Genomic DNA, 21990 nt, shown 5'->3' with positions numbered 1-21990 from the left:
CATGACTAGAATTTATAACAAAATGAACTTCATTCGGGAAAGCGAGATGTGCTTTAGTGAATAATAAGGCAGTTATTTTAGGTTGTAATTATTATATAGGCTTAAGCACGATTCGCTGCTTGGGTATTAACGGCGTCCATACGGTAGCTGTTGATTATTCGGACAAGCATAACTATGGTGCAGATTCCAAATACACTTCAGAGCGTCTTCTCGCTCCTCATTATAAAGATGACACGACAGCATTCATTTCTTTCTTAAAAGAATACGCAAGCAAGCAAAGCGCGCCTCCCGTTCTTATTCCATGCCATGATTCCTATTTAGAGGTTATCGATGAGCATCTAACCGAGCTGCGGGAGTATTATCTCATTCCGCAAAATGAACCCGGCATATATACGAATATGATGAATAAAGAAGTACTACAGCGTTTATCTCTCGAGAATGGTGTAGCCGTTCCCGAAACGGTTCGCGTTGATGAAGAGAACTTTTTCGAGAAAATAGATGAGACGATCAAGTATCCTTGTATCGTTAAGCCGACTGACTCCCCTTCCTTCGTAGCCAAATTTAGAAGGAAACTGTTTAAAGTCAATAACAAAGCCGAGCTTGAGCAGGCGCTGAATCAAGCGAGCGAAGCAAATCTAGAGGTCATTGTTCAACGTATTATCCCAGGCTTTGATGATCATATGTATACATTTGACGCATATTTGAATCAAGAATCCAAGGTGACGCACTGGGTTACCTGCCAGAAGTTCCGCCAATATCCAATCAACTTTGGCGCGTCTGTCTATACAGGCCAGAAGTACGTTCAGGAGCTGTACGATATCGGAGCGCCATTCTTAGAAAAGATGAAGTGGAAGGGCTTTGCGGAAATTGAGTTCAAGAAAGATTCCGAAACCGGTAAATTTTATTTAATCGAGGTCAATTGCCGTATTACGAATTTGAATAATTTGCTCTATAAGGTTGGAGTGAACATTCCTTGGATTACGTATCAAGAGCTGACTGGAAACATTGTGCCGCCCAAAGCCGTCAAAGAGAATACCAATCGTGTATTCTGGTACGGGTACGAGGATATGCTGGCGATTCGCGATTATATTAAAACGGGGCAGCTTACATTTAAACAAGTGCTTGTATCGTTATTCAAGCCCAAGGCTTATGCAATTTGGGATTGGAAGGACCCTAAGCCTGCATTCTCATATGCCTCTATTATCGGGGGAAAGATCGCAAAGAAGTTTTTTAGAAGATAAGCATACCGAACACGGATAGGTCACAAGAATGGAGTTGATCGTATGTTATTAACCGCTTTAGTCAAAGATCTTCAATATGTGCTCGTGAAAGGTGATTTGCATATTGAAGCAGCCGCTGTTGCATATGACTCCAGGGATGTTGTGCATAATGGCGTTTTCGTCGCAATTTCTGGGTTTACAGTAGATGGCCATCGATTTATCGATAAGGCGATCTCTCTCGGAGCGACCACGATTATTGTGGAAAAGGATGTTACGATCGATGCCGGCGTTACTGTGCTGAAGGTTGCTGATACACGAGAGGCGCTTGCACGAGTTGCGGCTAATTTCTATCAGCGCCCTACAGAGCAATTAAATTTGATTGGTATAACCGGTACAAACGGGAAGACATCAACAACCTATTTTTTGAAGTCGATCTTCGAGCAAACTGGTACCTCCATCGGCATCATTGGAACGATCGGGACCGTTATCGGAGATAAGTTGACCAAAAATAAAAATACAACGCCGGAGTCGCTTAATCTGCAGCACATCTTCGCAGATATGATTGATTCCCATACGAAGCATTGCGTTATGGAGGTTTCCTCTCATGCATTGAATTTAAATCGCGTTGCGCACTCCAGCTTTAATACCGGATTGTTCACGAACCTGACGCCGGATCATCTGGAGCTTCACAACACGATGTCAGAATATTTCGAAGCGAAAGCAAAATTATTCGACATGACGACGGACTATAACATTATCAATGCCGATGATAAATATGGCCGCCTCCTAATCGACAGGCTGGCAAACCGAAAAGTGAAGCTGCTTACATACGGAATTGAGCAGGACGCGGACATCTATGCGTCAGACATTCACTATTTTGCCGATTACACGACCTACACGGCACACACGCCCAAAGGCAGCATAATGATACAGGTGAATTTACCTGGTACCATTTATGTTTATAACAGCTTAGCGGCGATAGCAACCGCTTATTGCAATCAGTTCAGTCTGCAGCAGATAGCAGATGGCATTGCGGCTGTGGACGGCATTAAAGGAAGGCTCGAGGTTGTCTATCAGGATGAGGACACCAAAATCATTGTAGATTTTGCTCATACGGAGGATAGCTTGGAGAAGGCATTGCTCACGATTAGACCGTTTACGAAAGGCCGAATTATTCTCGTGTTTGGCGTATATGCAGCTGACGGCGAGTCAGGGCAGGAGAAACGCAGAGCAATGGCTAAAGTTGCCGCTTCATTTGCCGACTTCGCTGTTGTTACTTCGGATAACCCGAAAGAGCAGGATAATAATCTAATCATTAGGGAAATCGTAGAAGGTATCGAGGCCTATGAGGGGAAATATGAGGCTATCGTTGATCGTAGAGATGCTATTGCGTTCGCTATTGATATAAGCAAGAAAGATGATGTTATACTAATAGCAGGCAAGGGCCACGAAACATCACAAATTGTCGGAAAAACAGAAATCCCGTTCAATGAAGCTGAGATCGTAAGAGAAATTAAAGGAAATCAAAATAAACTTAAGATGCATTAAACAATAAGGTTAATGGAAGGTATCATTTATGTGCGGTTTTGTAGGCTTTGCTAATAGTCGATTAGACGTTGATCAAGTATCCATCATTAAAGCGATGATGGATACTATCGTTCATAGAGGTCCGGATAGCGGCGGTATTTATTCAGACGAGGTCGTTACTCTAGGCTTTAGACGCCTGAAAATTATCGATATGTCGGAAGAAGCCAGCCAGCCGATGTATAATGAAGACAAGAGCTGTGTCCTGGTTTTCAACGGGGAGATCTATAACTATCAAGAGCTTCGCCAGGAATTGCTTGAGAAGGGACATACCTTCGTCAGTCATACAGACAGCGAGGTTATTATTCACGCTTACGAAGAATACGGCGTCGGTGTCCTTCAGAAGCTTCGAGGCATGTTCGCTTTTGCCATCTGGGATACAAATAAGGAATCGTTGTTTCTTGCCAGAGACTTTTTCGGTATTAAGCCGCTTTATTATACTCAGAACACGTTGGACGGCTCTTTCCTATTCGGTTCGGAGATCAAAGCATTCCTGCAGCAGCCTTCATTTCGCAAAGAACTGAATAAGGATGCACTGAAGCCCTATCTGACCTTTCAATACTCCGTGCTTGATGAAACCTTCTTCAAGGGCGTATATAAGCTAAAGCCTGGTCACTACATGCTTTATGAACATGGCAAATTGGAGATTAATTCTTATTGGGATGCTGCCTTTGCTGCGGAAGAAAATAGTCTGGCGTATTATGTGGATCAAATAAAAAGCACCGTTAAGGAATCTGTCGATTACCACGCAATCAGCGATGTGAAGGTGGGGTCATTCTTATCAGGCGGTATTGATTCCAGCTATATAACGGCTTTGCTAAAACCAAACAAAACGTTCTCCGTTGGCTTCCAGGACTACGAGGGGAATTTCAACGAAACGAATCTTGCCAAAGAATTATCGGACATTTTGGGAATTGAGAATCACAAAAAGCTCGTTACTGCGGATGAGTGCTTCGAGCTGTTGCCGACTATTCAGTATCATATGGATGAGCCGCAATCCAATCCATCTTCTGTCCCTTTATACTTTCTCGCTGAGCTTGCAAGCCAGCATGTCACAGTCGTCCTATCGGGAGAAGGCGCAGACGAAATTTTTGGCGGTTATGATTGGTATGATACGACCCCAGCCATGAAGAAATATAAGAAGCTCCCGTTTGTCATAAGGAGATCATTATCTCTCGTGACAGGCAAGCTGCCGAAAAACCGAATCACCTCCTTTGTCGTTAAAGGCGGGCAGCGGGTAGAGGAGCGCTTTATTGGACAGGCCAAAGTATTTGACGAGGCAGATGCATTAGCTCTATTGAAGGATGAGTACAAGAGCAGCCCATCCTCACGAAGCATTACGAAGGATGTATATGATAAGGTTCGAGGCAAGGATGACATTACAAAAATGCAGTATGTCGATCTGAAGCTCTGGCTTCCAGGCGACATTCTTCTCAAGGCAGACAAAATGAGCCTCGCGCATTCCATTGAACTGCGAGTACCTTTTTTAGATAAAATGGTTATGGAATTAGCGGCAAAGCTTCCGACGCCTCTTCGTGTGCATGACAATAATACGAAGTATGCGCTGCGTACGGCTGCAAAGGAAGTGCTTCCCGATGAATGGGCAAACAGGCCGAAGGTCGGCTTTCCCGTACCTATCCGGCACTGGCTCCGGGAAGAGAAATATTATTTGCTAGTGAAGAGCAGCTTCCAATCCCAAGCTGCCGAGCAATTTTTCCACACAGAACAATTAACTCACTATCTGGATGCGCATTACTCAGGAAAACAAAATTATGCCAGGTACATCTGGACCGTATATGTATTCCTTGTCTGGCATAAGAGATTTTTTGAATAGGCTAGAGCGGCTGACAACGTCTTAGGACGGAAGGAGCTTCATCATGAAGAAAATCATATCGCTTGTCGTGCTGGCAGGCATTTTATTTTTTATTTATACTTTGGTTAGTAAGGATTCATCGAAAGTGCTAACAACGATAGCACCTCCTGACGAGGGCAAACAGGCGGAAGCTGTCACTCCTGCTCCAAAGAGCAAGCAGGGAAAGATCACAATCATCAATACCGATTCCCAGACGCAGCTTCCAATTGCAAATAGCAGCTATTTGATTATGGATATTGAATCAGGCAAAGCAATCGAAACGGTTATGACCGATGCGCAAGGCAAGGCAACGTCCGGTAAGCTTGATTATGGAACATATTCAATAAAGCAGGAAAGCGTCAACGCACCTTTCCAGTTGACTGAGAACGAGGAGCAGGTCAAGATAACCTCTCCTTCTCAGGAAATCGCATTAACCAACCCAATGCTGGATTATGTGAAGGAAATCACCAGTACAGGAAATGGTCAATTTGAAATTAAAAAAGTCTATTTAAATGTCGACACCATTATGCAAAATCCTGAGCTGCCGAACGGCTGTGAGATTACCTCATTAACAGCGGTGCTCCAATATTATGGCTATGATGCAACGAAGACAGAAATGGCTGATAACTATTTACCGAAGCAGGCTTTTTACTCCAAGAACAATAAATTATACGGACCTGATCCTTATGAAGCCTATGCTGGCGATCCTCGGGAGCTTAAGGGCGGGTTTTTCAGCTTTGCGCCGCCTATTGTGAAGGCAGCTGAGTTATATTTTGATGCTGTAGGCCACAGCAATCCTACTAAAGATATAAGCGGCAGCACCAAAGAACAAATCATAGAACAGCTAAATCACGGAATACCTGTCGTCACTTGGATCACACTGGATCTATCTAAGCCGAAAATGAACTACTCCTGGTACTTGAGTGATTCGAGTGAATATTTTCCCGCGCCTATTAATCTACATGTCGTTGTTTTGAATGGCTACGAGAATGGCAAGGTCCACGTGATGAATCCTTTAGTGGGGCAAGTAACCTATGACATGGATAAATTTTTTAATAGTTATGTAGAAATGGGAAGTCATGCAATGATTGTCGGTAATAATTGATGTTCAGTATACACTTCAGCAAAAGTAGGTCGAACTATGGAATATAAAAGCTTAGGCGTCATCGGCGGAATGGGTCCAAAGGCGACCTCCGTTTTTTTTGATAAAGTTATTGAGCATACCGTCGCGGATCGCGATCAGGATCATATTGATATGATTATTCTTAATCATGCAACATTGCCGGATCGAACAGAAGTTATTCTGGCTAATCAGGGTGAGCTTTTTCTTAATGCGGTTGCTAAGGATCTGCAGCTTCTTGAAGCAGCGGGTGTGTCTAATATCGCAATACCTTGTAATACTTCGCATTACTTTCATGCCGCAATGCAGCGGATGACTAGCATTAACATCATTAATATGGTTGATGAAACATTGAAAGAGATATACAGCCTTCACGGCGAGCATTGCAAAATCGGAATTTTGGCCACAAACGGGACCGTAAGCAGCGGTGTGTATCGCAGCGGCTGTGAGAAGTACGGCATGCAGCTCCATGAACCTAACGACTCTATACAAGAGCATGTCATGGATATTATTTACAATAAGGTTAAGCGTAATTTGCCTGTGGAGTCCGGTGAATTCGAAGGTATTATTAATGAACTCTTGGTGAATTATAATTGCAACTGTGTGATCATCGCTTGTACGGAGCTTTCTTGTATCCCGATCCGAAATGAGATTTCGAAATATTGTGTAGATGCAATGGCTGTACTTGTCCAGAAATCGATTGAATTATCAGGGAAACATTCTGATTCTGAATAATAGCGGTAAACTCAGGAGGCACATCATGACAATGCTTAATATAGAAGCATTTGATTTATTTCTAGAACAATCCTTCTCCGCAGACCGCAAACATAGAGAACTAAGGCTTTCCGAAGCCGAAGCGGCCTATATAGCCGTGAAATATGCTCATGCCCGAATCCAATGCACCTCGCCTTCGATTGCAGAATACCCAGATGGCAAGGTTTGGTATGAAATTGATATGTAACCTATAAAAGGCGAGTGCTTCCCTTTATTATATCGGGAAACACTCGCCTTTTTGTTGATTACACTTAGAGTGCCTCTTCTCCAACTTTTTTCCCCAGACGTTTGACAAGATACGCTCTATTGGCCACAATGCGTTCATCTGTCGGCCTGAATGTTCTCGCTAATTCATTATGGGCATATGCCGTTTCAAATTCACCAATCCGGTCATAACAAACGCAAAGCTGGAGATGCGGAAGCCATGTGGAACACGCTAGATTTTCAAAGCCCCAGTTTTGCTCCGGCTTCTCCACTGCAAGTGCCAGCTTATACCAATAAATAGCCAGCTTAAATTCCTCTCGCTCCAAGAAATAAAAGCCCAATCGGCAGCAAAACTCTGGTCGCGGCTTATCATAATGAAAGGAGCGGAAGATAGAATCAACCATTTTCCGTGTTTCCTTCAGTTCGCTGTAGCAATCAGCAAGTCGACTGCAGGAAGCCACATTGTCTTCAATCCATCCTTTGCCCGTATCAAGAAATTGATTATAATAACGAATCGCTGCTTTAAATTTACTATGATCCTTGAGCTCATTAGCGTAATAAAACAAATCCCGCGGAGAAAACACTTCTCCTTTCGCTAATCTTTGTTCATATATTTTTAAATTTCGATCACTGTCATGATGGATGCTGCTGTGGGTAACCGCGATGTCGCTATGAAAAATATTACCGTACACTTCAAGATATTCATGTACCGGTCCAATCCATTTAAAACCACGCTCTCGCTTCACAATTCGATTCCGTTTTAATTTTGACGTGACATTGCCAAACTCATCGAATGCTAAGTGATAATCCATTGTGACTGAATCAACAGCAGGGTCAAGATTTCGCTTAAGCTCCCGTAACTTCAGTTGATCTGACTCCTTAAGAACATCATCGGCATCAAGCCACATAATATAAGATTTGGTCGCTAATGAAAAAGCATAATTGCGGGCAGCAGCGAAATCATTAATCCATGTAAAATGTTCAACTCGATCCGTAAACTTACCCGCAACCTGCTTTGTTAAATCAGTAGAGCCCGTGTCCACGATGATGATTTCGTCGGCGATGTCCTTCATAGAAGAAAGACATCGACCGAGCGTTTTTTCTTCATTTTTGACAATTAAACACAAGCTGATGGAAATCAACGAAATCACACCCCTACGAGTCAATTAGATTGATTCATCATATTCTCGTACTATTTGTCCTTGTTTCTCCTAGCTAACACGAATAATTGTTAACGCGGCTCCTGCGCCCCCTGTTATTAAGGTGGCCGCACCTAATAATCCAAATAATTGCAGCGTCACTGTGCTAGCAGCACCCAATGTGACAATAATGTCATTGGTAAAACTTGAAATGCTTAGCGCAGGTGCTACGACAGATGCAGTATTCTGAGTACCATTGATGATTAGACGTGTACTGAGCAGGAGAGCAGCCGTCGTGTTGACCTGATAGCTAATATAATATCTACCTGCATTTGCGACCGTAAACGTATCATTAGCTCCATTCACCGTAATATTCGGGCTTAAGTTCTGCGAGCTTGGAAGCGGTACATTCGTACCTCCGATAACAACAGTAATTAATGCACCTGTTGTATTGGCTGCATAAGCAGAGTCAGATGTTACACTCGTTCCGGTTGCTCCTGTCGCTCCGGTTGCGCCCGCTGTGCCTGTGGCTCCCGTTGCTCCTGCTACTCCTGTCGCTCCCGTTGCTCCTGCTGTACCTGTCGCTCCCGTTGGTCCAGTATCTCCTGCCACACCCGTAGCTCCAGTTGCACCCACTGCGCCTGTCGCTCCCGTAGCGCCACTTGCTGCGAGCAGCGTATAATCTGGCGATGTGCCTGGTGTGCCTGTTGGTTGTGCTGTGTTCACCACATACGTGCTTCCGTCAAACGTCACCACTTGGCCTACTGGATACGTCGGAGATACAAGCGGATCAAACGTTACTATGCCGTCCAAGCCTGTTCCTGTTGCTCCCGTTGGTCCAGTATCTCCTGCCACACCTGTAGCTCCAGTTGCACCCACTGCGCCTGTTGCTCCCGTAGCGCCGCTTGCTGCGAGCAGCGTGTAATCCGGCGATGTGCCTGGTGTGCCTGTTGGTTGTGCCGTGTTCACCACATACGTGCTTCCGTCAAACGTCACCACTTGGCCCACTGGGTAAGTCGGTGCCACAAGCGGATCAAACGCTACTATACCGTCCAAGCCTGTTCCTGTTTCACCTGTTGCTCCAGTATCTCCTGCCACACCCGTAGCTCCAGTTGCACCCACTGCGCCTGTTGCACCTGTAGCCCCGCCTGCTGCTAGCAGCGTGTAATCCGGTGATGTGCCTGGTGTTCCTGTTGGTTGTTCTGTGTTCACCACATACGTGCTTCCGTCAAACGTCACCACTTGGCCTACTGGATACGTTGGAGATACAAGCGGATCAAACGCTACTATACCGTCCAAGCCTGTTCCTGTTGCACCTGTTGTTCCTACTGCTCCCGTGGCTCCGGTTGCTCCCGCTACGCCTGTTGCTCCCGTTGGTCCAGTATCTCCTGCTACACCCGTAGCTCCAGTTGCACCCACTGCGCCTGTTGCTCCCATAGCGCCGCTTGCTGCGAGCAGCGTATAATCCGGCGATGTGCCCGGTGTACCTGTTGGTGGTGCCGTGTTCACCACATACGTGCTTCCGTCAAACGTCACCACTTGGCCCACTGGGTAAGTCGGTGCCACAAGCGGATCAAACGCTACTATACCGTCCAAGCCTGCTCCTGTTGCACCTGTTGTTCCTACTGCTCCCGTGGCTCCGGTTGCTCCCGCTACGCCTGTTGCTCCGGTTGCACCAACATCACCTGTCACACCCGTTGCTCCAGTATCTCCTGCCACACCCGTAGCTCCAGTTACACCCACTGCGCCTGTTGCACCTGTAGCCCCGCTTGCTGCCAGCAGCGTGTAATCCGGCGATGTGCTCGGTGTGCCTGTTGGTGGTGCTGTGTTCACCACATACGTGCTTCCATCAAACGTCACCACTTGGCCCACTGGATACGTCGGAGATACAAGCGGATCAAACGTTACTATGCCGTCCAAGCCTGTTCCTGTTGCTCCCGTTATTCCTGCTGCTCCCGTGGCCCCGGTTGCTCCCGCTTCGCCTGTTGCTCCGGTTGCACCAACATCACCTGTCACACCTGTTGCTCCTGCTGCTCCCGTGGTCCCAGTTGCACCCGCTGCTCCTGTCGCTCCCGTAGCACCAGTTCCCCCTGTCGCACCGGTAACACCTGCCACTCCTGCCACTCCTGTTGCTCCAGTAACTCCTGCCACACCCGTAGCCCCAGTTGCACCTACTGCGCCTGTTGCACCTGTAGAACCGCCTGCTGCGAGCAGCGTATAATCTGGCGATGTGCCCGGTATGCCTGTTGGTGGTGTCGTGTTCACCACATACGTGCTTCCGTCAAATGTCACCACTTGGCCTACTGGATACATCGGAGATACAAGCGGATCAAACGCTACTAGCCCGCCAAGGCCTGTTCCTGTCGCTCCTGTTGCACCTGTTGCACCCTTTGTTCCTGCCCCAGTAGCTCCCGTGGCTCCGGTTGCACCGCTTGCTGCAAGCAAGGTGTAATCCGGTGATGTGCCTGGTGTTCCTACTGGTCCCGTTATATTCACAACGTACGTGCTGCCATTATATGTTACGACTTGACCTGCCCGGTAGCCAGGAGCTGCCAACGGGTCAAACAAGACTACGCCGTCCATCCCTATCCCGGTTGCCCCTCTTACTCCCGCTGCGCCTGTTACCCCCGCTGCCCCTCGAGCACCCGTCCGGCCGGTCGGCCCGCTAGAGCCCTTAAAGCCTCTTAATCCCCTAAAGCCCCGCGGTCCTCTTGGTCCTACCGGACCTCTTCTGCATCTGTGTTTCGGTTTTGGCGTTGGCTTTGGCTTCGGTTTAGGTCTAGGCTTCGGCCTTGGCTTCGGACCCTCTAAGCAATGAATGGTTCGATTTAGAATACCGATGGTATCAATGACATCGATTCGAGCTGACCTTATTTTGTTTTTGCGAGTAAGCTTCTTTGCCTTACGCAATTCAACAATCGCTAAGTTTTTTTTTCTAAGGCATCTCGCCCGAATTTTTGCCAAGATTGCTCACTCCTATCATTTGCTGCTTTTGCGCTTTTGAATTACCTTTTTGTTAAAAATACTGCCGCAGTTTGAAACAACCTCATGTATTTGGTACTTAGCGTGCTTTAGTTGCTTGTTTTGAATAAAAATCTTCGCTGTTTGCAGTTTTTTTATCGCTGCATTCAACTTCTCCGTTTGAACCTTCCTGCTCATGGCATCTCTTCTCTTTCTCATAGATTTATAGATTAGCTGCGATTGGTAATATGCTATTTACAACAGCTAAATCAGTCTATGATCAAAACATTTTTTGAACACGGTAAATACCTAGTGCCATCTTTGAAAGACAAGCAAAACCTTAAATGTATGAGCCGTGCTATAGGCGTTCAACATTATCGCTATAAAAAAAAGACCTCAAGGAATGAGTCCATGAGGTCTTTCTATCTACTTTTTCTTCGTTTATTTTTGTGTGATTGTCATATCTATATCTCCATCACGATCTCTTATTTCAAGAAGCTGCGGCAGCCGCTCAAAAAAGACATCGACCACCCGAGGATCGAAGTGTTTGCCCCGCTCCTCTTCCATTAATAGCAAAATCCGATCCAGCTCCCAGGCCGCTTTATATACTCTAGCACTTCCTAATGCATCAAAAACGTCTGCGATTGCCGTAATCCGTCCGTAAATATGAATCTCTTCACCTTTCAGGCCTTGCGGATAGCCTGAGCCATCCCACTTCTCATGATGCTGCATCGCAACAATTGCTGCGGCTTGCATAAGTGGCCGCTTTGAGCTGTGCAGTAAATGAAAGCCAATTTCGGAGTGAGTTTTCATTAACTCGAATTCCTCTGATGTTAATTTACCTGGCTTTTGCAGAATAGAATCCGGTATCGCTACCTTTCCAATATCATGCATCGGGGAAGCGCTTCGCAGCCTTTCTGCTTCAATCTCGCTAAGACCGAGTCCTAACGCCAAAATATACGAATATTGCGCAACACGTCTTACATGATTTCCAGTTTCCTTCGAACGATTCTCTCCGATTTCACCCATTTTATAAATAATTTCTTTTTGCGTTTCAATGATTTCTTCATACAGCATAATAGATTCCAACGATTTCCCTGAATAAGATGCTGCTAAAGTTAAGTACTCCATGTCCTTGGTCGAAAAGGTTTGCGCTTCTGTCATTTTGTTTATCGCTTGATAAGCCCCGATAATTTCCCCCTGATTATTGCGGAAAGGGATCGTTAGTATCGACTTGGTCCTATATCCCGTCTTCTTGTCCGTTTCCGGATTATGTCTGGAATCCGCATAGGCATCATCAATAATGATAGGCTCGCCGGTGCTGATGGCATTGCCGACCAACCCGCTTCCATATGGAATCCGGATCTCCCCGATACCATGTGCTACAACGGTAAACAGCTCGTTGCGAGCGATATCGATTAACCATACCGTGCAGCGATCAGCGACAATCATTTCTCGCCCCATATTAGCCATCAAGATAAGCACGGAATCCAGCTTTTTCTCATTCGAGATTTTGGCTGTATATTTGAATATAACCTTAAGCATTTGCTCCGGCGATAAATCTGTCTGGTATAAGCTCATTTCTCGGGTCTCATCATGCACAAAACTTCACTCCTCAGCGATTCAAGCTCATGGTCTTAATAGCCATTCGCTTTAACAATCGCTAAATCCTGCTCTTTCGACCCTTCACACAATGGTTTCTCGACAAAAAATGATAAAATGCATCATTTAATAAGCTCTTTATATCGAACCTAATATAAAATAAAGCAGGAAGAAAAATGCAATGACATACATCGTAAGCGACACTTCTTGTCTCCGGCCTGTAACCAGCTTCAGAATAGGGTACGCAATGAATCCAAATGCAATCCCATTCGCAATGCTGAAAGAAAGCGGCATAATGGCCATCATCAAGTATGCCGGGAAAGCTTCTGTAAAGTCGCCAAACGGAATTTCCTTCACACTCAGTACCATCAGACAGCCAACAATGATAAGTAAAGGAGCAATTGCACTATTGGGAATAATCTTAAACAGCGGAATGAGAAATAACGCCGGAATAAATAGAAGGCCCGTTGTTAACGACGTCAGCCCGGTTCTCCCTCCTTGGGCAATACCTGTTGCTGACTCAGCAGCTGTCGTCGTAGGACTGCAGCCCAATAGTCCCGCACTGATCACCGAGATGGAATTGGCCTGAAACGACTTTCTAAACTTCGATTTATTAGGAAGCATGCCAAGTTGTGCTCCCATGTTCTGAAAAATAATGACCATAGACAATGAAAAAACAGCAGTCCAAAAATTAAGCTTGCCCATGCCGCTGAAATCCAAAGCGAAAAACAAATCACCATAACCATTAAAGGAAAGACTGAAATCGCGTAAAGTCGAGAAATCGACAATACCGAGCAGCGCACCTATACAAGTGCCAGCAATAATCGCAATTAAGAAGCTCCCCTTCACATTCCGCATGAATAACGGCAGCACAATCAACAAGGTAAGTATAGTCGTTAAAGCATAAGGATCACTGAATTTCGCTAAAGTAACGAATGTACCCTCACTCGCAACGATGATTCCCCCATTTTTTAATCCTAGAAAAGCAATAAACAAACCAATTCCAGCTGTCATTGCATGGATCATAGATTTTGGAATCGAGCGTGATAAATAATCGGCCCCTTTGGTTACTGTTGTTAACATAAATACGACACCTGCCAAGAACACGGCAGCAAGTGCTTGCTGCCACGTAAGTCCTAGCGAGAATACTAATGTAAAAACAAAAAAAGCGTTATCCCCCATACCCGGAACAATAATTAATGGCGAATTCGCCCAAAGCGCCATGAGCATACAGCCGACAAAAGAACAGATAACTGTGACAATCGTTGCCGCCTCATAAGGCATGCCAGTTGTACTTAAGATGGCGCCATTCACCGCAATAATATAAGCCACTGTCATAAACGAGGTTAATCCCGCAACAAATTCGGTTCGTATCGTCGAATTCTCTTCTTGAATATGAAAGAGCCTTTGCAATCGGTTAATCAATTTAGAGTCCTCCATTCTTCAACCTAACCATTCATTCCATGAAAAAGCTGGAGGTCTTGAAGACATCCAGCTTACTGAAAGATTAAATCCGTTTTCTCCTCATCGTTTCCCAACCTCATAGGGTTCACCTAATGCTTTGGGTGCACGAGCTTTCCCTACTGCCCCAATTAATACGATTAACGTTAATACATAAGGCAGCATATAGAAAAATTCATTCGGAATGCGTGCTGCGAATTCAAAGATCTGTAATTGATCCTTTACTGCTTGGGCTAAACCGAAGAATAAGGATGCCAGCATCACACCTACTGGATTCCATTTGCCAAAAATAAGTGCTGCGAGCGCAATATACCCCTGTCCCGAAATAGTATTAAATGCAAAATTACCGTTCGAGGTCAGAACAATAGTTGCTCCACCGAGTGCCGCAATCGATCCGCTTAATATAACGGCGATGTAGCGAGTTCGATTTACTTTGACCCCGACTGTATCCGCGGCGCTTGGATGCTCGCCAACTGCACGAAGCCTTAAACCGGTTGAGGTTTTAAATAAAACAAAATAAAGGAGGATGACTAATGCAATCGCTATATACGTCGTTGGATATGCATTAAAGAATACATTACCGATAAATGGAATATTACTCAAGTAAGGAATGGTCAGCTTATGAAATACCGACGCAAGCAGAGGCGTTTCTGCTGAGCCATCAAATATCATTTTGACCAAAAAGAACGTCGAGCTTGCAGCAAGAATATTAATCACAACACCACTTACTACCTGATTCGCTTTAAACGTAATCGTGGCAATCGCATGAATGCTAGAGAAGATAGCTGTAAATACGACGGCTCCGATTAATCCCAGCCATGGAGAAAAGCTTCCAAACCCCGCCATTTCTGCGTAATAAGCCGTTATCGCGGAGAAGAAGGCTCCCGATATCATAAATCCTTCAAGGCCAATATTAATGACGCCCGAGCGTTCTGACATGAGTCCACCGAGTGCAGCGAAGATAAATGCCGTAGAGAATACGAGCGTACCATTAAGAAGATTGCCGATAATCTCCATAAATCACACCTTCTTCTTTAATTTTTGTTGGAGTGGTTTGAGGAACAGCCTTACAATTCCGGGTGCGGCAACAAAGAAGATGATGAATGCAATAACCATACGAATGATCTCACCAGGCACTTCTGCGCCAAAGCTCATGCCTTGTGAACCATAGGTAAGCCCCCCAATTAAGGCTGCCGAGAGCAATACACCAAGCGCAGTGTTTCCACCAAGCAAAGAAACGGCAATTCCGTCAAAACCAAGACCCGATGTAACAGAGTTGATCGCGATATACTTAAACACCCCTAATACTTCAAAGGTTCCAACTAAGCCGCCGAACACGCCTGAGATGAACATTGTACGAACCATCACATTTGGAACCTTCATCCCCGCATATTTGGCAGCATGAGGATTAAGTCCGACCGCGCGCAGCTCATAGCCCCATTTCGTTTTGTTTAAATAAATATGGTAGAAAATAACCGCAAGGATGGCAATGAGGAAACCCCAATGGATGCGCGCGCCGCCCATTAATTCAGAGAGCCAGCCAATTTGAATGCTTGCAGAGCTGTGAATCATTTCAGACCGCTGCGTGCCAGCCTGCGGCATATATGTGCGTATCACGATATGACTAATATAAAGGGCGATAAAATTAAGCATAATGCAGGTAATAACCTCATTGATACCCCTTTTTGCCTTAATATAGCCTACAAGCGCTCCCCACATTCCCCCAAGTAAAGCGCCAAAGATAATCGCAGTAAGTGCATGTAGAAGCGGCGGGAGACTAAGCTGTGTACCGACAATCAGCGCACCTAATGAACCCATAATAATTTGGCCGTCTACTCCGATATTGAACATACCTGATCGAAATGCGATTGCTACGGCCAAGCCACTCATAATGAGAGGTACGATCGTGCGCAAAGCTTCACCAAAATCATAGCTGCTTCCAAAAATTTTTATAATTAATGATTCATAAGCCAGAATCGGATCATATCCGCCAATCAACATAATAATTGCGCCTAATAACAAGCCGATAATGATGGCAACAAATGGGGTCACCACAGCAGTATTTTTGAAAATGCTCATTACTTTATTCATTCGAGTCATTCCCTTCATGCTTACCAGCCATCATTAATCCTAATTCCTGATCATTTGTTGTTTCAGGCGTCGTTTCACCGACGATTTGTCCACCGAAGAGAACTAGAATACGATCAGCCACATTTAAAATTTCTTCCAGCTCAAATGATACAAGCAGTACTGCCTTTCCTTGATCTCGCTGCGCTATTAATTGTTGATGAACAAACTCAATCGCACCTACATCAAGGCCTCGTGTGGGTTGAGCTGCGATCATAACCTGCGGATTTTTATCGATTTCGCGTGCAATAATAACTTTTTGTTGGTTTCCTCCGGACATGGAGCGAACCTTCGCATCAATCCCTGAAGTACGCACATCAAATTCCTGTACTAAACGAGTCGCCATCGCATCCCTAGCCTTTGTATTGATGAAGCCATGCTGATTAATTTCTGGATGATAGTAGGTTTGTAACACCGTATTTTCACTGACAGTAAAGTCCAGAACGAGTCCATGTTTATGGCGATCCTGAGGAATATGGGACATGCCCGATTCAGAGATCATACGCGGCGATTGATTCGTAATACGTTTGCCTTTTAACAAAATTTCTCCTGAATGAATCGTACACATACCGGTTATAGCTTCAATTAGCTCCGTCTGGCCATTCCCGTCTACCCCTGCAATACCGACAATCTCACCAGCTCGAACGGAGAAGGAGAGCTTATCAATCGCATGAGTTCCACCAGCGCCCTTAACTACCAAATCATTTACTTCCAGTAATGCTTCTTGAGGCTTAGCCTTTTGTTTCTCTGTCTTGAAGTTGACTGCCTTCCCTACCATCTTCTCTGCTAACTGCTGTGGATTGGTCTTAGCCACTTCGACCGTTTCAATGACCTTGCCCCGACGAATAATGGTGCAGCTATCTGCGATCTCCATAATCTCTTTCAGCTTATGGGTAATCAGAACGATCGACTTGCCTTCTGCAACTAAGCGCTTCATAATCTCCAGCAGCTCACTGATCTCTTGCGGCGTTAGAACCGCAGTTGGCTCATCAAAGATCAGAATGTCAGCGCCGCGGTAGAGCGTCTTAATAATTTCTACGCGCTGCTGCATGCCTACACTAATCGATTCAATCGTTGCCATTGGATCGACATCCAGCTTATATTGTTCCGATAGTTCCTTTACCTTTCTGCTGGCCCCTTTAATATCGATTCTTACACCCTTCTTCGGTTCCATTCCAAGAATGATATTTTCTGTTACCGTGAAAGGCTCTACCAATTTGAAATGCTGATGCACCATTCCAATTCCAAGATCTATCGCCTTGTTTGGGCTATCCATCCATACTGGATTCCCGTTTACATAAATCTCACCTTCATCAGGCTGATATAATCCGAAAACGATACTCATCAAGGTGGACTTTCCCGCTCCATTCTCTCCAAGCAAAGCATGAATTTCTCCGCGTTTTAATTGAAAACTAATCGAATCGTTGGCCACTACCCCAGAGAATCTCTTAGTGATTCCTTTCAGCTCCAACGCAATATCTGCCTTAGTCACACGGACCCCTCCTTAAATTCCTATCCCCCGTCATATTCAAATGACAGGGGACGAAATTGCCTTTATTTCTCTGGTACGACAATATCACCTTTAATAATTTTTTCACGATATTCTTCTACTTTGGCAAGTACTTCTGGCGCGACATTCTTATTCGAAGTTGGTGCAATATCAACGCCTTTTTCTTTCAGACCCATTAATGTCACTTTACCAGCTGGGAATTGGCCTTCAGCTAAGCTTTTGGAAATTTGATATACCGCTTCATCCACTTTTTTGATCATGGAGGTTAATGTCACATCGTCGCCAAAGGTCAAGGATTGGTCCTTATCGACTCCAATCACCCATACTTTTCCTCCTTTGCTATTGCGCTCTTTAGCTTCATTAAACACGCCATTACCAGTTAAGCCTGCTGCGTGGAAAATGATATCTGCCCCGTCGTTATACATTGTAGAAGCTGCAGATTTACCCATGTCTACACGGTTGAATAGCCCTGTGTAGTTAACAATCAATTTCGCATCTGGGTTTACAGCTGTAATGCCTGCACGGAATCCAGCCTCAAATCGTTTAATAACGGGAATATCCATACCGCCAATAAAGCCAATTTTGTTTGTTTTGGTCGTTAAACCTGCGATCACGCCTACTAGATATGCGCCTTCTTGCTCCTTAAAAGAAACCGCTGCCACATTCGGCAATACGAGATCGGAATCTACAATCCCAAACATTGAATTCGGATTTTCTTTGGACAGCTGTGTTACCGCATCTGCTAATGTAAAAGCAGTTGCCCACGTTAAATCATAGTTAGCTTTAACGAATTGATTAAGGTTCGGCTCAACGTCCGCGTCTGTTTTCGGTTCTAAATATTTCACATCAAAACCATAATCTTTTTTCAATTGCTGCAAGGCTTCCCATGCGCTTTGGTTAAAAGATTTATCATTAACGCTTCCAAGGTCAGTTACCATACCGACTCTAAGCTTCTTAAGTTTATTGGCATTACCCGCAGCTTCGTTGGCATTGTTGCCTTGATCCGGCTCGCTTTTATTGCTGCCGGATTGCCCACATGCAGTTAGAGCGATTGTACATATGAGTAATAAAGGAAATACTGCTTTCATCCATCTTTTCATCGTGAATACCTCCCAGAATGTGCTTGCTTAATAGTGTGCCTTGCTTGTTCAACCTGCTACTTCCTCTCTAACAACGCTAAGAAGCTAGTGCCGATATGAGGTTCAGTAACTTGGAAATTGTCTGCAATAGTAGCAGCTAAATCAGCAAATGTATTTCTTGTACCGATAGAAACCGTTTCTTTCGCAAGAAGAGGGTTATAAATCAAGATCGGAACGTATTCCCGAGTATGGTCGGTTCCCGGCCAGGTCGGGTCATTGCCATGATCAGCCGTAATAATGAGTAAGTCCCTCTCCCCTGTATGCTTCATGAGTTCAGGTAAATAGTGATCGAACTCTTCCAGACATGCAGCATACCCTTCCGGGTCACGACGATGACCGTATAACGAGTCAAAATCTACAAGGTTCGTAAATAACATTCCTTTAAACGAACGCTTCAGCAGTTTAAGGGTTGTCTCAATACCATCTAAATTGCTCTTTGTTGGATAGGATTCATTAATGCCATGTCCAGTGAAAATATCATTTATTTTCCCAACGGAGATGACAGCGTAACCATCATGCTTGAGATGATCAAGCACCGTTTCTCCAAAAGGTTCAAGCGCATAGTCATGTCGATTTGGCGTACGTTTGTAATTGCCTGGCTCACCGACGTAAGGTCTCGCGATGATACGTCCAACTACATAGGGATCGTTCAAGGTTAACTCACGTGCTATTTCACATGCACGATACAGCTCTTCTAACGGAATTACAGCCTCGTGTGCTGCGATTTGGAATACGCTGTCAGCCGAAGTATAAACAATCCACGCCCCCGTTCGGAGCTGCTCTTCTCCGTACTGTTCCAGTATGTCTGTTCCCGAGGAAGCCTTGTTCCCAATCACCTTACGGCCTGTCATTTCCTCGAATCTCTCAATCAATTCCGCAGGGAATCCACCCGGATATACTTGAAAAGGCACTTCTACCTTTAATCCCATCAGCTCCCAATGGCCCGTCATTGTATCCTTCCCTACTGAAACCTCTCCCATCTTGCCATAACAAGCTAGAGGCTTGTCTACTGCTGGGATCGTTTCAAGCGGTGCAATGCAGCCAAGACCCAGAGCAGCAAGATGGGGTAATTTCATGGTCGGTACTTGCTCGCATATATGGCCCAAAGTATGACTGCCTACATCTCCATAGACGTGGGCGTCCGGTAATGCACCGATGCCAACACTATCTAATACAATCACGCTAATACGATCGTATTTCATCCCGCTTCCTCGATTCTAAATAAATTGTCACACAGCTTTGCTAAATTCCCCTCAAATCATGTTAGAATAATCCTCTAGTTACTTCACCATCCTATAACTAAAGGATGCTTAGCTATTGAAATGTGAAAGGAAGCGTGCTCATGATTAACAAAATCTCCGACATCTCAATCTTCTCCGATATTCCTGAGGATGAACTTCAACATATAACCCCTTTACTCAAGGAACGCCATTTCAAAAAGAATCATATTTTCATGTTTGAGAATGATTTGAGTGATGAGGTTTTTCTCCTGCGTTCAGGCATGGTTAAGGTTTATCGCATGTATGAAGGAAAAGAAGTCGTCCTTAGTATTACGACCGCCGGCGATATCTTAGGAGAAGTAGAAGCCTTATCCAGCGATAAACATCGGATTTCTTCCATTGAGGCGCTCGAGAACGTATCCGTTTGGATTTTGTCTAAGCAAGACTTCCTGAACATTATTGATAAACATCCATCGGTGTTAAGAAAAGCTTACAAAATACTCGTTGATCGAACCCGTATGCTTAATCGTATGATTCGTTATTTAACCTTCTATGACGTTAGAGGCAAAGTCGCTAATCTTCTAATGGATCTCTACTATAACTTTGGAACATCTTCTGATAACGGTTACAAAATCGAAATTAAAATTAATCAATCCCTACTCGCCAACATGCTTGGAGTCACTAGAGAATCGATCTCCAAAACACTTGGTGATTTTCAGAATGAAGGACTGATCGATATTCGCGGAAAATATTTTTACCTCCTTGATATGAAATTGTTAGAAGTGATTTGCAATGAAACCGAAGAATTCCCAACGCTTCGCAAGTGGTATCATAGTTAAATTTGTTGTGCACCCAATATATCAAATGGCAGCGCTATACTTCCGTAACCACGCTAACGGTTATTTTGTGAACTAGTTCACACAAATCGGGTTATCTCATTAACATCATGGAAATTTATAACGTGATATTCTAATGGGGAAATCATATGTGTGGAAAACTATACAACTATCGGAGGACATTGACATGAGTTTTCATATCGAAGCGCAAGTTGGAGAAATTGCAGAATCAGTTTTGTTGCCTGGTGATCCATTACGTGCAAAATATATTGCCGAGACCTTCCTAGAAGGTGCTGTTTGTTACAATAATGTTCGTGGTATGCTCGGTTTCACTGGAACGTACAAAGGAAACCGCGTATCGATTCAAGGCACAGGAATGGGCATGCCTTCTGCTTCGATTTATATTCATGAATTAATTAAAGATTATGGCGCCAAAAATTTGGTTCGCATTGGAACATGCGGTGCGATCCAACATGACGTGAAGATCCGCGATGTCATTATTGCACAAGCAGCGGCTACGAATTCTGCTATTATTCGCAACCAGTTCCCTGGTTACGACTTCCCGCAGATCGGAGACTTTAATCTCATCAAAAAAGCGCATGACATTGGAACAACAAAGGGACTTAATCTGGTTGTAGGAAATGTCCTATCTTCTGATATTTTTTATACTGACGATAACGATGAATTCACCAAGCTTGGACAGCATGGTGTACTAGCAGTAGAGATGGAAACAGCAGCACTTTATTATTTAACTAACAAATTCAGAGTTAAAGGCTTAAGCCTGCTCACGGTTAGTGACCATATTCTTACCGGTGAACAAACTTCTGCGCAAGAGAGACAAACCACATTCCATGATATGATCGAAGTCGCATTAGAAGCCGTCGCTAAATAGACCGTTCCATGAAGTAAAGCTTATACGGCAAAAAATAAAGCCAGTGCGGATATTATCCGGCACTGGCTTTTGCTTTTAAAAATTCATGATTTATTAGTGTCATTTAGTGGCGGCCTCGAGAGGAATTGAACCTCCGACCTGCGGTTTAGGAAACCGTAATTTATGTAAATTGTTTTGTGGAATTCAAAAATGCTTCGAGCCTTTCCCTGACGCGGTCGAGCCGACATGTGGGAATGGACTTCTTGTTTTTCGGGCATATCATCTGCTGTCACGCTGTTGTCACGATACATAAAGTAAGTACTTACAATAGCTTATTTACGTGGGAAATTAAGTAGAGAGCGTGACCGCC

The 21990-nt window shown here is 44.6% G+C and carries 17 protein-coding genes; 8 read left to right on the top strand and 9 right to left on the bottom strand.

The genetic code is table 11. The annotated features are described in order from the left end of the window. Window positions 1-56 precede the first annotated feature (56 nt). Genes CEF13_RS00550 through CEF13_RS00525 form a run of 6 tightly spaced genes read left to right on the top strand, consistent with a single transcriptional unit; the run spans window position 57 to window position 6737 of the window. Window positions 57-1241 carry a carboxylate--amine ligase gene (locus CEF13_RS00550; RefSeq protein ID WP_102708939.1) on the top strand — a complete coding sequence of 395 codons (1185 nt, stop codon included), beginning with the start codon at window positions 57-59 and terminating at the stop codon, window positions 1239-1241. A 42-nt stretch (window positions 1242-1283) separates the two neighbouring features. Beyond that, complete coding sequence (locus tag CEF13_RS00545; RefSeq protein WP_102708938.1) at window positions 1284-2768, top strand: UDP-N-acetylmuramoyl-L-alanyl-D-glutamate--2,6-diaminopimelate ligase; 1485 nt, start codon at window positions 1284-1286, stop codon at window positions 2766-2768. Window positions 2769-2796: 28 nt separating this feature from the next. Beyond that, window positions 2797-4638 carry an asparagine synthase (glutamine-hydrolyzing) gene (asnB, locus tag CEF13_RS00540; protein WP_102708937.1) on the top strand — a complete coding sequence of 614 codons (1842 nt, stop codon included), beginning with the start codon at window positions 2797-2799 and terminating at the stop codon, window positions 4636-4638. A gap of 43 nt (window positions 4639-4681) precedes the next feature. Beyond that, on the top strand, window positions 4682-5761 hold the full coding sequence (locus tag CEF13_RS00535; RefSeq protein WP_102708936.1) for a C39 family peptidase: 1080 nt from the start codon (window positions 4682-4684) through the stop codon (window positions 5759-5761). A gap of 36 nt (window positions 5762-5797) precedes the next feature. Next, complete coding sequence (locus CEF13_RS00530) at window positions 5798-6511, top strand: aspartate/glutamate racemase family protein (RefSeq protein WP_102708935.1); 714 nt, start codon at window positions 5798-5800, stop codon at window positions 6509-6511. Between the two features lie 25 nt (window positions 6512-6536). Beyond that, entirely contained in the window at window positions 6537-6737 is a 201-nt protein-coding gene (locus CEF13_RS00525; protein WP_102708934.1) for a hypothetical protein, read from the top strand. A gap of 64 nt (window positions 6738-6801) precedes the next feature. Here the strand turns inward: CEF13_RS00525 and CEF13_RS00520 are convergent, their stop codons facing one another. The 9 genes from CEF13_RS00520 to deoB form a co-directional block, all read right to left on the bottom strand. After that, on the bottom strand, window positions 6802-7896 hold the full coding sequence (locus CEF13_RS00520; RefSeq protein WP_102708933.1) for a tetratricopeptide repeat-containing glycosyltransferase family 2 protein: 1095 nt from the start codon (window positions 7894-7896) through the stop codon (window positions 6802-6804). 69 nt (window positions 7897-7965) lie between these two features. Beyond that, on the bottom strand, window positions 7966-10857 hold the full coding sequence (locus CEF13_RS29415) for a BclA C-terminal domain-containing protein (protein WP_208414801.1): 2892 nt from the start codon (window positions 10855-10857) through the stop codon (window positions 7966-7968). Window positions 10858-11295: 438 nt separating this feature from the next. Continuing rightward, window positions 11296-12456, bottom strand: a complete 1161-nt coding sequence (locus tag CEF13_RS00505) for an HD domain-containing phosphohydrolase (protein ID WP_244917028.1) — start codon at window positions 12454-12456, stop codon at window positions 11296-11298. 138 nt (window positions 12457-12594) lie between these two features. Then, on the bottom strand, window positions 12595-13881 hold the full coding sequence (locus CEF13_RS00500) for an NCS2 family permease (protein WP_102708930.1): 1287 nt from the start codon (window positions 13879-13881) through the stop codon (window positions 12595-12597). Window positions 13882-13980: 99 nt separating this feature from the next. Beyond that, window positions 13981-14934 carry an ABC transporter permease gene (locus CEF13_RS00495; RefSeq protein WP_102708929.1) on the bottom strand — a complete coding sequence of 318 codons (954 nt, stop codon included), beginning with the start codon at window positions 14932-14934 and terminating at the stop codon, window positions 13981-13983. 3 nt (window positions 14935-14937) lie between these two features. Continuing rightward, window positions 14938-16008, bottom strand: coding sequence for an ABC transporter permease (locus CEF13_RS00490; RefSeq protein ID WP_102708928.1), 1071 nt, complete (start codon window positions 16006-16008; stop codon window positions 14938-14940). Then, window positions 16001-17536, bottom strand: a complete 1536-nt coding sequence (locus CEF13_RS00485) for an ABC transporter ATP-binding protein (protein ID WP_102708927.1) — start codon at window positions 17534-17536, stop codon at window positions 16001-16003. Before CEF13_RS00485 ends, CEF13_RS00490 begins: the two co-directional genes overlap by 8 nt. 62 nt (window positions 17537-17598) lie before the next feature. Further along, complete coding sequence (locus CEF13_RS00480) at window positions 17599-18654, bottom strand: BMP family lipoprotein (protein ID WP_102708926.1); 1056 nt, start codon at window positions 18652-18654, stop codon at window positions 17599-17601. A gap of 56 nt (window positions 18655-18710) precedes the next feature. After that, window positions 18711-19895 carry a phosphopentomutase gene (deoB, locus tag CEF13_RS00475; RefSeq protein WP_102708925.1) on the bottom strand — a complete coding sequence of 395 codons (1185 nt, stop codon included), beginning with the start codon at window positions 19893-19895 and terminating at the stop codon, window positions 18711-18713. 140 nt (window positions 19896-20035) lie between these two features. Here deoB and CEF13_RS00470 point away from each other — a divergent pair, with 140 nt between their 5' ends. Together CEF13_RS00470 and deoD are read left to right on the top strand one after the other, a co-directional pair. Continuing rightward, complete coding sequence (locus tag CEF13_RS00470) at window positions 20036-20752, top strand: Crp/Fnr family transcriptional regulator (protein ID WP_102708924.1); 717 nt, start codon at window positions 20036-20038, stop codon at window positions 20750-20752. Between the two features lie 184 nt (window positions 20753-20936). After that, the gene (gene deoD / locus CEF13_RS00465; protein ID WP_102708923.1) at window positions 20937-21641 is read left to right on the top strand and encodes a purine-nucleoside phosphorylase; all 705 of its coding nucleotides are present in this window, start codon (window positions 20937-20939) and stop codon (window positions 21639-21641) included. Window positions 21642-21990: the final 349 nt, after the last annotated feature.

Origin of the sequence: Paenibacillus castaneae (genome assembly GCF_002884445.1) — a bacterium.
In the GTDB taxonomy this organism is placed as follows: domain Bacteria; phylum Bacillota; class Bacilli; order Paenibacillales; family Paenibacillaceae; genus Pristimantibacillus; species Pristimantibacillus castaneae.
This window is presented reverse-complemented; position numbering and strand designations above follow the sequence as displayed.

Bases quoted from the DNA above. Each gene is read 5' to 3' on its own strand.
- CEF13_RS00545 (WP_102708938.1), top strand. From the start codon at position 1,284: ATGTTATTAACCGCTTTAGTCAAAGATCTTCAATATGTGCTCGTGAAA.
- asnB (WP_102708937.1), top strand. From the start codon at position 2,797: ATGTGCGGTTTTGTAGGCTTTGCTAATAGTCGATTAGACGTTGATCAA.
- CEF13_RS00535 (WP_102708936.1), top strand. From the start codon at position 4,682: ATGAAGAAAATCATATCGCTTGTCGTGCTGGCAGGCATTTTATTTTTT.
- CEF13_RS00530 (WP_102708935.1), top strand. From the start codon at position 5,798: ATGGAATATAAAAGCTTAGGCGTCATCGGCGGAATGGGTCCAAAGGCG.
- CEF13_RS00525 (WP_102708934.1), top strand. From the start codon at position 6,537: ATGACAATGCTTAATATAGAAGCATTTGATTTATTTCTAGAACAATCC.
- CEF13_RS00495 (WP_102708929.1), bottom strand. From the start codon at position 14,934: ATGGAGATTATCGGCAATCTTCTTAATGGTACGCTCGTATTCTCTACG.
- CEF13_RS00490 (WP_102708928.1), bottom strand. From the start codon at position 16,008: ATGAATAAAGTAATGAGCATTTTCAAAAATACTGCTGTGGTGACCCCA.
- CEF13_RS00480 (WP_102708926.1), bottom strand. From the start codon at position 18,654: ATGAAAAGATGGATGAAAGCAGTATTTCCTTTATTACTCATATGTACA.
- deoB (WP_102708925.1), bottom strand. From the start codon at position 19,895: ATGAAATACGATCGTATTAGCGTGATTGTATTAGATAGTGTTGGCATC.
- CEF13_RS00470 (WP_102708924.1), top strand. From the start codon at position 20,036: ATGATTAACAAAATCTCCGACATCTCAATCTTCTCCGATATTCCTGAG.
- deoD (WP_102708923.1), top strand. From the start codon at position 20,937: ATGAGTTTTCATATCGAAGCGCAAGTTGGAGAAATTGCAGAATCAGTT.